Source organism: Agarivorans sp. JK6, from assembly GCF_045277145.1.
Classification (GTDB): Bacteria; Pseudomonadota; Gammaproteobacteria; order Enterobacterales; family Celerinatantimonadaceae; genus Agarivorans; species Agarivorans albus.
The window spans coordinates 4,059,666-4,072,861 of the sequence record NZ_CP113525.1 but is presented as its reverse complement, the minus strand read 5'-3'; the positions used below and the strand labels follow the sequence as shown (position 1 = coordinate 4,072,861).

Annotated in this window: 10 protein-coding genes; 9 read left to right on the top strand and 1 reads right to left on the bottom strand. The window is 44.0% G+C overall.

Features of this window, described 5'->3' with window-relative positions; genetic code table 11:
* Window positions 1-76: 76 nt before the first annotated feature.
* The 4 genes from fusA to oxyR all read left to right on the top strand — a co-directional run bounded on the left by fusA (window position 77) and on the right by oxyR (window position 5,590).
* Complete coding sequence (gene fusA / locus OV592_RS18765) at window positions 77-2,170, top strand: elongation factor G (protein WP_016404063.1); 2,094 nt, start codon at window positions 77-79, stop codon at window positions 2,168-2,170.
* Between the two features lie 66 nt (window positions 2,171-2,236).
* Window positions 2,237-3,421 (top strand): elongation factor Tu, encoded by a 1,185-nt coding sequence (gene tuf / locus OV592_RS18760; RefSeq protein ID WP_152783434.1) that lies wholly within the window; start codon window positions 2,237-2,239, stop codon window positions 3,419-3,421.
* Between the two features lie 245 nt (window positions 3,422-3,666).
* Window positions 3,667-4,515: a hypothetical protein gene (locus OV592_RS18755; RefSeq protein ID WP_406609642.1), complete on the top strand. Its 849-nt coding sequence runs from the start codon at window positions 3,667-3,669 to the stop codon at window positions 4,513-4,515.
* 184 nt (window positions 4,516-4,699) lie between these two features.
* Window positions 4,700-5,590, top strand: coding sequence for a DNA-binding transcriptional regulator OxyR (oxyR, locus tag OV592_RS18750; RefSeq protein WP_406609641.1), 891 nt, complete (start codon window positions 4,700-4,702; stop codon window positions 5,588-5,590).
* Here the strand turns inward: oxyR and OV592_RS18745 are convergent.
* Entirely contained in the window at window positions 5,587-8,163 is a 2,577-nt protein-coding gene (locus OV592_RS18745) for a penicillin-binding protein 1A (protein WP_406609640.1), read from the bottom strand. The genes oxyR and OV592_RS18745 overlap by 4 nt on opposite strands.
* A gap of 159 nt (window positions 8,164-8,322) precedes the next feature.
* Here OV592_RS18745 and pilM point away from each other — a divergent pair, with 159 nt between their 5' ends.
* The 5 genes from pilM to pilQ are packed head-to-tail and all read left to right on the top strand — an operon-like array spanning window position 8,323 to window position 13,170.
* Entirely contained in the window at window positions 8,323-9,399 is a 1,077-nt protein-coding gene (gene pilM, locus OV592_RS18740) for a type IV pilus assembly protein PilM (RefSeq protein ID WP_406609639.1), read from the top strand.
* Window positions 9,392-9,967, top strand: a complete 576-nt coding sequence (locus tag OV592_RS18735; protein ID WP_338622328.1) for a PilN domain-containing protein — start codon at window positions 9,392-9,394, stop codon at window positions 9,965-9,967. The genes pilM and OV592_RS18735 overlap by 8 nt, the downstream gene beginning before the upstream one ends.
* Complete coding sequence (locus OV592_RS18730) at window positions 9,967-10,563, top strand: type 4a pilus biogenesis protein PilO (protein ID WP_016403787.1); 597 nt, start codon at window positions 9,967-9,969, stop codon at window positions 10,561-10,563. The genes OV592_RS18735 and OV592_RS18730 overlap by 1 nt, the downstream gene beginning before the upstream one ends.
* Window positions 10,560-11,087 (top strand): pilus assembly protein PilP, encoded by a 528-nt coding sequence (locus OV592_RS18725; protein WP_406609638.1) that lies wholly within the window; start codon window positions 10,560-10,562, stop codon window positions 11,085-11,087. The genes OV592_RS18730 and OV592_RS18725 overlap by 4 nt, the downstream gene beginning before the upstream one ends.
* A gap of 10 nt (window positions 11,088-11,097) precedes the next feature.
* Window positions 11,098-13,170 carry a type IV pilus secretin PilQ gene (gene pilQ / locus OV592_RS18720; protein ID WP_406609637.1) on the top strand — a complete coding sequence of 691 codons (2,073 nt, stop codon included), beginning with the start codon at window positions 11,098-11,100 and terminating at the stop codon, window positions 13,168-13,170.
* Window positions 13,171-13,196: the final 26 nt, after the last annotated feature.

The window sequence follows — 13,196 nt, the reverse complement described above, 5'->3', positions numbered from 1 at the left end:
TTGGTTGCGCAGCTGCTTAGCAGCTGCGCTACTTTCTATGTGAGACTAAGGATTACTCCTTAGCAAGAGGATAACAATGGCTCGTACAACTCCAATTGAGCGCTACCGTAACATTGGTATTGTTGCTCATGTTGACGCTGGCAAAACAACAACTACAGAACGTGTCCTTTTCTACACCGGTCTATCTCACAAAATAGGTGAGGTGCATGATGGCGCAGCCACCATGGACTGGATGGAGCAAGAACAAGAACGCGGTATTACCATCACCTCTGCGGCTACTACCACCTTTTGGCGTGGTATGAACGCCCAGTACGACGAACACCGTATTAATATCATCGATACCCCTGGACACGTTGACTTTACTATTGAAGTTGAACGTTCATTGCGTGTATTAGATGGTGCAGTTGTTGTATTTTGTGGTTCATCTGGTGTTGAACCTCAATCAGAAACAGTGTGGCGCCAAGCTGACAAATATTCTGTTCCGCGAATGGTATTCGTGAACAAAATGGATAGAGCTGGTGCAGACTTTGAACGAGTAATTGATCAAATCCGTGATCGTTTAGGTGCCAACTGTGTACCTATTCAGTTGAACATAGGCGCTGAGGACGAATTTGTTGGTGTTATTGACCTGATCAAAATGAAGGCCATTAACTGGAACGAAGCAGACCAAGGTACCACCTTCAATTACGAAGATATTCCTGCTCATTTGGTAGAGCGTGCAGAGGCTTTACACGAAGAACTCGTTGAAGCTGCTGCAGAAGCTACCGATGAATTAATGGATAAATATCTTGAAGAAGGCGAGTTGACTGAAGCCGAGATTAAGTTTGGTTTGCGTAAGCGCACCCTAAACAATGAGATCGTGCTAGCGACTTGTGGTAGTGCATTTAAAAACAAAGGTGTTCAAGCAGTGCTTGACGCGGTTGTAGAATACTTGCCTGCTCCAAACCACGTTGAAGCAATTAAAGGTACAGACGAAAAGGACAATGAAGTTGCTTGTCCGGCAGATGACGACGCGCCGTTTGCGGCACTTGCGTTTAAAATTGCCACCGACCCATTTGTGGGTACACTTACCTTTATGCGTGTTTATTCGGGGACGGTTGAAACCGGCACTGCGGTGTATAACTCGGTTAAACAAAAACGTGAACGTTTAGGTCGTATGGTGCAAATGCACTCAAATGACCGTAAAGAGATCAAAGAAGTTCGTGCTGGTGATATCGCCGCGGCGATTGGTCTCAAAGACGTAACCACGGGTGACACTTTATGTGATATGAACCGTAAAGTGATTCTTGAGCGTATGGAATTCCCTGAGCCGGTAATTCAGATTGCCGTAGAGCCTCGAACCAAAGCTGACCAAGAAAAAATGGGCGTAGCTTTAGGTAAGTTGGCTGCTGAGGACCCATCGTTCCGCGTAGAAACTAACGAAGAATCTGGACAAACCCTTATCTCTGGTATGGGTGAGTTACACTTAGATATCATCGTAGATCGCATGAAGCGCGAATTTAGCGTTGATTGTAATGTAGGTAAACCTCAAGTTGCTTATCGCGAAGCAATTCGCAAGCAAGTTGAAGTGGAAGGAAAGTTTGTACGTCAATCGGGTGGTCGTGGTCAATACGGTCATGTTTGGTTGCGTATGGAACCTCTAGAGCCAGGTGCTGGTTACGAATTTGTCAACGAAATCGTTGGTGGTGTTGTTCCAAAAGAATACATCCCAGCTGTTGATAAAGGCTGTAAAGAGCAGATGGATCAGGGTGTATTGGCTGGCTATCCGCTACTTGATGTTAAGGTCACCTTATTCGATGGATCATTCCACGATGTTGACTCTAACGAAATGGCGTTTAAAATTGCCGGTGCAATGGGCTTTAAGAAAGGTGCATTGGACGCTGATCCAGTACTGCTCGAGCCGATGATGAAAGTAGAAGTTACAACCCCTGAAGATTGGATGGGTGATGTAGTGGGTGACTTGAATCGTCGTCGTGGCATAATTGAAGGCATGGACGATGGGGCTGCGGGCTTAAAGATTGTTAAGTCTAAAGTGCCGCTGTCTGCAATGTTCGGCTATGCTACAGATCTACGTTCGGCAACTCAGGGGCGAGCCTCTTACTCTATGGAATTCCTAGAGTACAACGAAGCGCCGAAAAATGTTGCTGATGCTATTGTTGAAGCAAAGTAAACTAATTCAACTATGATTGGTCTGTCTCGGGTGAGGCAGATTGGAATGGAAAAGAAGGTACATATCGTGTCTAAAGAAAAATTTGAACGTTCAAAACCGCACGTAAACGTTGGTACAATTGGCCACGTTGACCACGGTAAAACAACTCTAACAGCAGCTATTACCAACGTACTTGCAAAAGTATACGGTGGTGAAGCTAAAGATTTCGCAGCAATCGATAACGCTCCAGAAGAGCGCGAGCGCGGTATCACCATTTCTACTTCACACGTAGAGTACGACACTCCAACTCGTCACTACGCACACGTAGACTGTCCTGGACACGCCGATTACGTTAAAAACATGATCACCGGTGCAGCACAGATGGACGGCGCTATCCTAGTAGTAGCTTCTACAGATGGTCCAATGCCACAAACACGTGAGCACATCCTACTTTCTCGTCAGGTTGGTGTACCTTACATCATCGTATTCATGAACAAATGTGACATGGTAGACGACGAAGAGCTTCTAGAATTAGTAGAAATGGAAGTACGTGAACTTCTATCTGAATATGAATTCCCAGGTGATGACATTCCAGTAATTCAAGGTTCAGCGCTTAAAGCCCTAGAAGGCGAAGAGCAATGGGAAGCTAAAATTGTAGAACTAGCAGAAGCGCTAGATACTTACATCCCAGAGCCAGAGCGTGACATCGACAAGCCATTCCTACTACCAATTGAAGATGTATTCTCAATTTCAGGTCGTGGTACGGTAGTAACAGGTCGTGTAGAGCGCGGTATCATCAAGGTTTCAGAAGAAATTGAAATCGTAGGTGTTAAAGAGACTACTAAGACAACTTGTACTGGTGTAGAAATGTTCCGCAAGCTTCTAGACGAAGGTCGTGCTGGTGAGAACTGTGGTATTCTTCTACGTGGTACTAAGCGTGACGAAGTACAGCGTGGTCAAGTATTGGCAGCACCTGGTTCAATCACTCCACACACCAAGTTCGAAGCTGAAGTATACGTACTAAGCAAAGATGAAGGTGGCCGTCACACGCCATTCTTCAAAGGCTACCGTCCACAGTTCTACTTCCGTACAACTGACGTAACTGGTTCTGTAGAGTTACCAGAAGGCGTAGAAATGGTAATGCCAGGCGACAACTTGAAATTTGTTGTAGAGCTAATTTGCCCAATCGCGATGGACGAAGGTTTACGCTTCGCAATCCGTGAAGGTGGCCGTACAGTAGGTGCGGGTGTTGTAGCTAAAATCTTCGAATAAGAAGAGCAGCACAGCAAGAAAAAGGTCGCGTAAGCGGCCTTTTTTGTTTTAGTGCACCAAGCCTTACCGTTGACTCCGCGTATATTAGCGATTCAAGCTAGAAAAATTGACCACCTTCAACATTAACAAAAATAATCTCTCTATAACTAATGACTTTCTACTTAAAAGTATTAAGGTCACTTAATTAAATGATATTATTGGCGAATATGTCATTTTTATTGAATTTTTGCTGACAAGGAAGCGGTATGTTTAAAGGACGTAAGATAAAACTTGCTATGGCATTTTTAGTGTCATTTAGTTTATTTGGGTGTGGAGGTGATGGTAGCGTTGCTTTAGATGGAAGTAATTCAACAGCTGATGAAAACAATACATCGACGATACCTACAAGTGCGGCATTTCTGAATCTATACATTAACCCTTATGATGCAGAGTACTCTCTTCCTCTTGACCTTTATTATAGTTACGTTAACACCCCCAGTAGTTTAATTGGTGAAGGCGTTGCCTACGCAAATCATAATGGTGAGTTTGTTAATTTTGATAGCTGGGAAGAAGATATATCCTCTAAAAGTGTTGTGTTTACCGCTTATGACTCAAACGCCGGAACGATTGTTGGTCAAGCTGGTTCAACTTTTACGATTAGCTCAAATAGTCGAAACTGGATATACGCATACGGTTATATAGGTAGTAATAAAGGTCTCCGTTTAGCGAAGGTACCTTTTCAAGACTCTAGACCTTCTAACGTGAGCGTTAATGTACGTCTACTTAACGTTTATAGTTATGCTGATTATGAAGGCCCTCTCGACTTCTATATGACCAAAGAAGATGGTGGGGAACTGGTTTTGGTAGCTAGCAGTGTGGCTGTTGGGGAGTATAGTAGTGCTATCAATGTACCTGCTCACCCTTATAGCAACCAATTTGCTGTAGTGCCAGCAGGAGACAGCTTACCAGCAGACCCAGAAACAGCTTTATTTTATACAGACTTTAATGATGGTGTTGGCTTAAATGGTGGCAATAACTACATAATGCTGCCAGTGTTGCAGCCAACAGGTAAGCAACTGCTTCCTCAATTAGAGTTTGTTATCGAAAAAACCTAAGTTTTATTTCTCTAAAGCTCTAAAGCTCTAAAGCTCTCGGGCATTAGAGCTTTCTATTTTTCTCCTGAAGCTGTCCTCGACATTTCCACGTTTAATTAATCTCTTTTCAATAATTGTTACACTAGTGAAGTTATTGATTTAGGATCTATAAATAGAGAGTTTAATAAAACCCTGGGGATATCTTTTGAATTTAAGAGATTTGGAGTATTTAGTCGCTTTGCAAGAGCAGAAGCATTTTCGCAAAGCGGCTGAAAAGTGTTTTGTTAGTCAACCTACCTTGAGTGGGCAAATAGCTAAGTTAGAAGAAGAGCTTGGTTTATTGCTTATTGAGCGTACCTCGCGCAAAGTGATATTCACTCATGCTGGTGATGAGCTTGCAGCGAAAGCTAGAGTCATCTTGCTCGAAGTAAAGGGCCTTAAAGACATGGCTAAGAGCTTCCAGGCTCCGATGGCTGGGCCACTTCATGTTGGCCTAATTCCTACCGTAGCTCCTTATCTGTTACCCAAGATTGTTCCGTATATTCGTTCAGAGTTTAGCGAAATGGAACTTTTTCTTTATGAAGAACAGACCAATGTATTGTTGCAGAGGTTAGAAGAAGGAGAGCTAGACTGCCTGCTGCTTGCTTATCTTCCAGAAATGGATCGCTTTGGAGCCATCGATCTGTTTGATGAGCCGCTAATGCTTGCTATGCCCTCAAACCATAAGTGGCAGCAGCAAAAAGAGGTGGAGCTTTCAGAGCTCAGTGGTGAGCAGGTACTAATGCTAGAGGATGGTCACTGTTTACGCGACCAAGCAATGGGCTACTGTTTTGCTGCTGGCGCAAAAGAAGATACTAGCTTTAAGGCGACGAGTTTGGAGACTTTGCGTCATATGGTGGCTGCGGGTATGGGAATTACCTTGCTACCGCAGTTAGCTATTCCTGATACTGAAGAACAAAGTGGTATCTGCTATCGAAGATTTAGTTCGCCTGAACCGAGCCGCCGAATAAGTTTGCTATATCGCAATAACTCTGTTCGGCGTCCCTGCTTTAACCAGTTGGCTAAATTGATTCAACAGCATTCTGCGCTGTCTTAAAATAGCTCTTCTTCACTATCGAACACTGAGTTAACAGATTGTTTTACATATTCAGTTGGCTCGGTGCCTTCCTCAAAAAATTCAAAGCGGGTGGTATGGTCACTAGATTTAGTGAGTAAGCCCGTTGTGCGATCAATACGAACTGTTGATACATTTCGGGGGGCTTGCCAAGTTTGTTCTGGCACCCCTGCTAAACCTACTTCCATAAAATCTATCCAAGCAGGTAGAGCTGTTCGTGCGCCAAATTCCTTTCCAGTAACTTGGTTTTTGTCTAAATTGGCATTATAAGCTGCTTCACCAAGCTCACGGTTAAAGTCATCAAAGCCTATCCAAGACGTAACCACCAAGTCGGGACCAAAGCCAGAGAACCAAGCATCCTTAGCATCGTTGGTGGTACCGGTTTTGCCGGCAATATCTCGGCGTTTTAAAGCTCTAGCAGCACGCCAACCGGTGCCGTTCCAACCGGTTTTATGTGCCCAGCTCCCGCCACCCCAAACAGCGCTGTTCATCGCTTGAGAAACTAAGAAGGCGTTTTCGGCACTGATGATTCTTGGTGCTAAGTCGCTTTCATCGGCAAAAGAGATATCACATTGCTTCAACGGATCGCCAGATTGGTTTAACAGGTCTTCAAGTTTTGGCGCTTTATCAATGATCTCAAAACAGCTATCACAGGCTACCTTAGGTACCTGTTGAAATATTATGTTGCCTTCACCGTCTTCGATTCGGTCAATAAAGTAAGGGCTTACTAGGTAGCCCCCATTAGCAAATGAACCATAAGCGCTAGCCACTTGCATCGGAGTTAGCGATGCTGAACCTAGCGACAGAGATTCGTTTCGTGGTAATTCGCTTTTAGGAAACCCAAACTTTGCCAAGTGATCAATAATAGTATCTACGCCTAGGTCTCGCATTAAACGCACCGATACCACGTTTTTAGATTGGGCCAATGCAACTCGTAGACGAATCGGTCCATCGTATACAGGCGGCGAGTTTTTGGGTCTCCACGCTACCCCCATTGCCTTATCCCAGCGGTTAATTGGTGCATCATTCTCTAAGCTTGCTAAGGTCATGCCTTGCTCAAATGCTGCAGAATAAAGAAAAGGCTTTATATTTGAGCCTACTTGGCGGCTAGCTTGAGTTACCCGGTTAAACTTACTTTGGTTAAAGCTAAAGCCACCCACTAATGCTTCAATCGCACCATCTAATGGCGATATGGCAACTAATGCTGCGCCAGCGTCGGGCAATTGAGAGAGTGAGTAGTTACTAACGCTTTGTTGTTCTGCGTCGTCACTCAAGGCTACATCGCTTACTTCAACAGTACTATTTACTTGAGTTGCTAGTGGCTCAACCCAAATCACATCACCTACATTAAGAATATCTTGAGCAGACTTTGGTGCTGGACCTTGGCGAGTATCAGTTATAAAACGCCGAGCCCATTTCATATCATCCCAAGCAATTACGCCAAAAGAACCACCTTTTACAATCACCTTTGCCTGTTTATCTTCAATGCTGGTCACGGCCGCAGCCCGTAGCTCTCCATAGTTAGGTAGAGAGCTAAGTTGCTTAACTATCTCGTCAGCGCTTAATTGGGCTTGTTCAGCCGTCCATAACTGTTTAACCGCTCCACGAAACCCGTGGCGTTGGTCATAACTTTTTAAGTTAGTTCTTAGTGCTAGAGTCGCTGCATTTTGGCGTTTGGCACTGATTGTGGTGTAAACATCCATTCCGGTGGTATAAGCGTCTTCGCCAAACTGCTGCAATATTTGCTGACGCACCATTTCCGCCAGGTATGGCGCCGCTAAAGTAATCTCAGCCCCATGGTAAGTCGCTGTCATTGGCGCTTGGCTGGCTTCATCAAACGTTGCCTGATCAATATAGCCTGTCTCTAACATGCGCCCTAACACCACGCGGCGGCGGTCTTTGGCCCTTTCTGGCGAGCGAATAGGATTTAATGCTGAAGGGGCTTTAGGTAAGCCTGCAATTACCGCAATTTGTGGCAGGGTAAGCTGGTCTACGGTTTTTCCATAGTAAACCTGTGCTGCTGCGCCAACACCAAAAGAGCGATAACCCAAGGGGATCTTGTTCAGATATAGCGCCAAGATTTCATCTTTAGATAGCTCTTGTTCGATTTTTATTGCTAGAAAGATCTCTTTGATCTTTCGGATGTAGGTTTTTTCTCGGGTTAAAAAGAAATTTCGCGCGACCTGTTGAGTAATGGTACTGGCGCCTTGGCTTTTTTCTCCCGTAGCAATTAAGTTAACCGCTGCGCGAGTAATACCGATCGGGTCGATACCTGGATGAGAATAGAATCGAGCATCTTCGGTAGCGAGGAATGCTTGTAACATTTGTTCAGGCACTTCTTCAATTTGTAGAGGGATCCGTCTTTTTTCACCAAATTGGGAAATCAATTCTCCGTCTGCGCTAAACACTCGCATTGGAGTTTGCAATTGCACATCGCGTAAGGTTGAGACGTCTGGTAGTTGTGGCGCAAAATAAAAATATAGTGCGGTGATGGCTGCTAAGCCTAAGCTTGTTCCCAGGAAAACTAAAAATAACAGTCTTTTAAGCCATTTCATTCCGAATTTTGCACTCTGTATCTAAAGAATCGCCGATTATATCGTCAAATTGTGACCTGTTTCGACAACTTTCTTAATAACTATTAGCACCTAAATCAATAACCCGTTATTCTGCAACAACAGGTAACTGTTTAAATTTAAAAAGATAGTTGGCGAGTCATGGTACTAGGGATAGGTAAAAAAACATCGACTGCTCTACTAGGGATCGACTTTGGTTCTTCCACCATTAAAGGACTTTTACTTTCTAAATCCTCAAAAGGTTTAAAAGTTGAGTCTGTGGCCGAAGTCGAAACACCGGTAGGCGCATTAGTTGATAACCAAGTTGTTTCTCCGGAAGAGATTACTGAATCTTTGCGTGAATTAAGGCGAAAGCTCCCTTCACGCAACCGTCAGGTTGCGACCGCAGTCGCAGGTAGTCATGTAATTACTAAAGTAATTTACATGGACAGTAGTTTGTCTGAATTAGAGTTAGAGACTCAAGTTGAACTTGAAGCTGAAAACTCAATTCCATTTCCTATTGATGAAATTAGTCTTGATTTTGAAGTGTTAGGTATTAACGAAAGTGAGCCTAACCGTAATAATGTATTGCTTAGTGCTGCGCGCACTGAGGCGGTAAGCATTCGTGCCGAAGTATTGGCAAATGCAGATTTTGACGCAAAAATTGTCGACGTAGAGTCGCATGCTCTAGGGCGAGCTTGGAATTTTGTATTAAACCAACAAGACGAAGAACTCGAAGAAAACAAAATCATTGGTCTGGTTGACATTGGTGAAACCACACTAAACTTCGCTATTTTAGATAAGGGTGAGGTGGTATATAACCGAGCGCAAAACTTTGGTGGGGCGCAATATACCCAACAAATTGCTAGCTTCTATAGTTTGAGTATAGAAGAAGCCAAAGAAATGAAGGTGAGTGGCCGTTTACCTGAAAACTATGAGATAGATGTTTTCGCTCAGTTTGTTAGCGGTGTCATTCAGAATGTACGCCGTCAGGTGTCATTGTTTTTAAGTTCAAGTGGTTATAAGTCGCTGGATGCGATTGCGGTTAGTGGCGGTAGTGCCTTATCGGATGAGCTAGTGTTTCAAATGCAGACTGACTTAGAAATGCCGGTCATAAAGGCGCAGCCATTTAACGATTGCTTATTTGATCGTTCTGTTGATCGAGAACGGCTTCGCCAGGAAGGCGGAAAGTATATGGTCGCTCTAGGCTTAGCGTTAAGGAGTTTTGATAATGTCTAACATTAACTTACTGCCTTGGCGTGAAGAGGTTAAAAGCAAACAAAAACGCGATTTTTGGGTAGCTCTAGCTTCATCTGCTGGTATCACTGTGTTAGCACTGTTGTTGGTGCAAAACTATTACACAGGCTTACAAGATAAACAAAGTGCTCGAAATCAGTTCTTAGAAAAAGAAATCGCCATTCTGGATCATCAGATTGGCGAAATTCGTAAAATTAAAGAACAGAAAAAGAGCCTTAAAGAACGTATCGCTCTTATTCAAACGCTTCAAGAAAGTCGAAATATTCCAACTAAGATTTTCAATAACCTGCCCTTGATTGCACCCACTGGCGTATATCTAGATAGTTTAGCCTTTAAGGACTCTGCAATTAATTTAGATGGTAAAAGTGAAGCGAATTACCGCGTAGCAAGCCTAATGCGTAATATTGAACAGCGTGTGTGGTTAGGAACGCCAAGTATTCGTTCTATTGTTGCTTTACCGGGTAAACAAGCGGATATGGAACTCAGTAAGTTCCAACTAAACTTTGCGGTTAATCTCGGCCTTCCTAATGATAAAAAGGAGGCTAAGTAATGGATTTACAAGAGCTTAACGAACTCGACTTAGAAAGCATTGGCACTTGGCCTAAGCTCGCTAAAATCGTTTTTGTTGTCGTAGTCTGTGGTTTAATCACCGCTGGGTACTATTACTATCAAATCGCCGATGAAAAAACCAAACTGGTTCAGCTTGAGGCGAAAGAGCAAGAGTTGCGACAAAAATTTGAAGTTAAAGCAGCTTTAGCGGGTAACCTACCTGAGTACCAGAAGCAAGTAGAGGAAATGAAAAAGGCTTTTGCTTCTTTGCTTAAACAGCTTCCAGAAAAGCACGAAATCCCAGGTTTGTTAGACGAGCTTAGCTTTATTGGCATCGATAATGGTCTAGAGTTCCGCCGGATTAACTGGGAGCCAGAAGTTGAGCATGAGTTTTCCACAGAACTACCAATCAAATTGGAAGTGAGTGGTAGCTATCACCAGCTTGGCGCCTTTGTTAGCGCAGTTGCAGCATTACCACGGATCGTGATTTTGGATAACATCACCATGAAAAAACAAGGTGATGGCGGGACATTAAGTATGGCCATGTTAGCCAAAACCTACCGCTATAAAGAAAAACCGGCGGCGAAGGGGAAATGATGAGAGCACTAGCAATTGGATTAACCATGCTTGCATTGTTTGGCTGTGAAGGTTCGAAAGACGATCTACAGCAATACGTAATGGAAGTGAAGGCGCGTAAAGTTCCGGTCAAAGAAGATGTACCTGAAATTAAACCTTTTGAGCATCTTGCTTATCAGGCGAGTGAACGGAGAAATCCATTTACTAGCCCTGCTCCTGAAGCGGCTAATACCGCTTTAAGCACTGAGAAAGAATGTTCCTTAGCGCCAAACGCCGAGCGCACTAAGCAAGCTTTAGAACAGTTTTCGCTGTCTAGTTTGACCATGCGAGGCATATTAGGTGATGGGCCCAGTCTTTGGGCGCTTGTTGAAGCGCCAGGTGGCGAGCTGTATCGCGTGAAGGAAGGCTACTACTTAGGGTTACATCATGGCGTAATCACTAAAGTAAGTGACTTAGGTTTAGATATTCAAGAAGTTGTTTCAGATGGCGAAGGCTGCTGGAACGAAAGAACTACTCAGCTTTCGCTCTCGAAAGCTGATCAATAGGGAAATAGGCATGAAGGGAAAGATGCTGCAAGGAGTATACAAAAGCGGCTTGGTGTTGGCTGGTGTGTTTTGTTGCATAACGCAGGCTTGGGCAAATGCTCAACTTATTCAATTAAATACCAACCCGATGGTTAAGGGGGCGGTGGAAATCGAACTGTTGTTTGATGGACCCGTGGAAAATGTCAGTGACCATCTCGAGTACTCTCCAAATCAACTTGTGATAGATGTCGCCAACGCAAGCTCGGCACTAAAAATTAACCCGTTACCAATTGATGGCGGCGGCGTTAAGCAAGTTCAGAGTTTACAAACTGAATCTGGCTTACAATTGGTATTGGCACTAGAGCGCTTGGTTCCGTACCAAGTAAGCAAAGAGTCACAGCGCATTTTAGTTAAGCTTGGTGCTTTGCCTGTGGCCGCGGCTGCAGCACAAAGCACAGTTGATGATGCTTTCGAAAATGCTAGTCGTGTAGAGCATGCGACTATCAATACCGTGCAAGGCATAGACTTTAGACGCGGTAAAGGCGGCTCTGGTCAGATTATGGTGGATCTCAACAACAGCTCTATAGCGGCTGATATTAAACGCCGGGATAATAGCTTAATTGTTGATTTTTATAATACTGATATCGCAGAAGAAAACGTTTATGTCATGGACGTAAATGACTTTGCTACTCCAGTAGAGAGTGTTGAAGTATTTAAGCATGATGCGAAGGTTCAGCTTAAAATTGCTATCGACGGCGAATTTGATTATCGCTATGACCAATCGGGCGAATTGTTCCTAGTTGAAGTTAAAAAGCTTGAAGCAGAAGAAGGCAGCATAGTTGAGTATCAAGGAAAACCTATTTCCCTGAACTTCCAAGATATTCCAGTGCGTACGGTATTGCAGTTAATCGCCGACTTTAACCAACTGAACTTGGTTACTACCGATTCTGTGCGCGGCAACATTACCCTACGTATGGATGATGTGCCTTGGGAGCAAGCGCTTGATATTATCCTTAAAGTCAAAGGCCTAGATAAACGCTTAGATAACAACGTATTGCTAATTGCCCCTGCTGCGGAGCTAGCAGAGCAAGAGCGACAGCAACTAGAAAGTGCCCAGCAAGTGGCTGACTTAGCGCCACTCTACTCTGAATACATTGAGGTAAATTATGCTAAAGCATCAGACTTGTCTGCACTGCTTAAGAGTGAGCAAACCTCTATGTTGTCTGAGAGAGGCTCTGTAGCGGTTGATGAGCGTACCAATACCTTGCTTATTAAAGACACTGAAGAGTCACTGGCCAACATTAAAACCATGGTTAAGAAACTCGATATTGCGGTTAAGCAAGTTGTTATCGAAGCGCGTATGGTTACCGTAACCGATGATGTAAGTGAAGAACTAGGTATTCGTTGGGGTGTAACCAACTCAGGTTCAGTGGGCAGTAGCACTGGTATTACTTCGGGTACACTTGAGGGCGCTGATGATGTGCTAGCAGGCAATATCCCAGATTTAGATGACCGCTTAAACGTTAACTTACCAGTGGCTGACCCAGCCGGTTCGATCGCGTTCCAAGTTGCTAAACTAGCCAATGGTCAGATTCTGGACTTAGAGCTTTCAGCACTAGAGCAAGAGAACAAAGGTGAAGTGATCGCCAGTCCGCGTATCACAACGGCCAACCAAAAAGCAGCATACATTGAGCAAGGTCGTGAGATCCCTTATGTAGAAAACGCTTCAAGTGGTGCTACGTCGGTTACCTTTAAGAAAGCGGTGCTAAGTTTAAGGGTGACACCGCAAATTACCCCCGACGGGAATGTGATTCTTGATTTAGTTATTACCCAAGATTCTGAAGGTGAAGCGGTACTTACACCAACAGGCCCTGCGGTTGCGATTAACAAGCAAGAAATTGGTACTCAGGTATTAGTTAAGAACGGTGAAACCATTGTGCTTGGTGGTATTTACCAACAGCAAAATGTTGACCGTGTGAAGAAAGTGCCAATTTTAGGTGACGTACCTGGCTTGGGTTACTTCTTTAGAACAACCTCAGAAAGCGTTAAAAAGAACGAGTTGTTAATCTTTGTAACGCCTCGAATCTTACTCGACGCACTATAAACACCCACCTCTTATCACTCCTATAC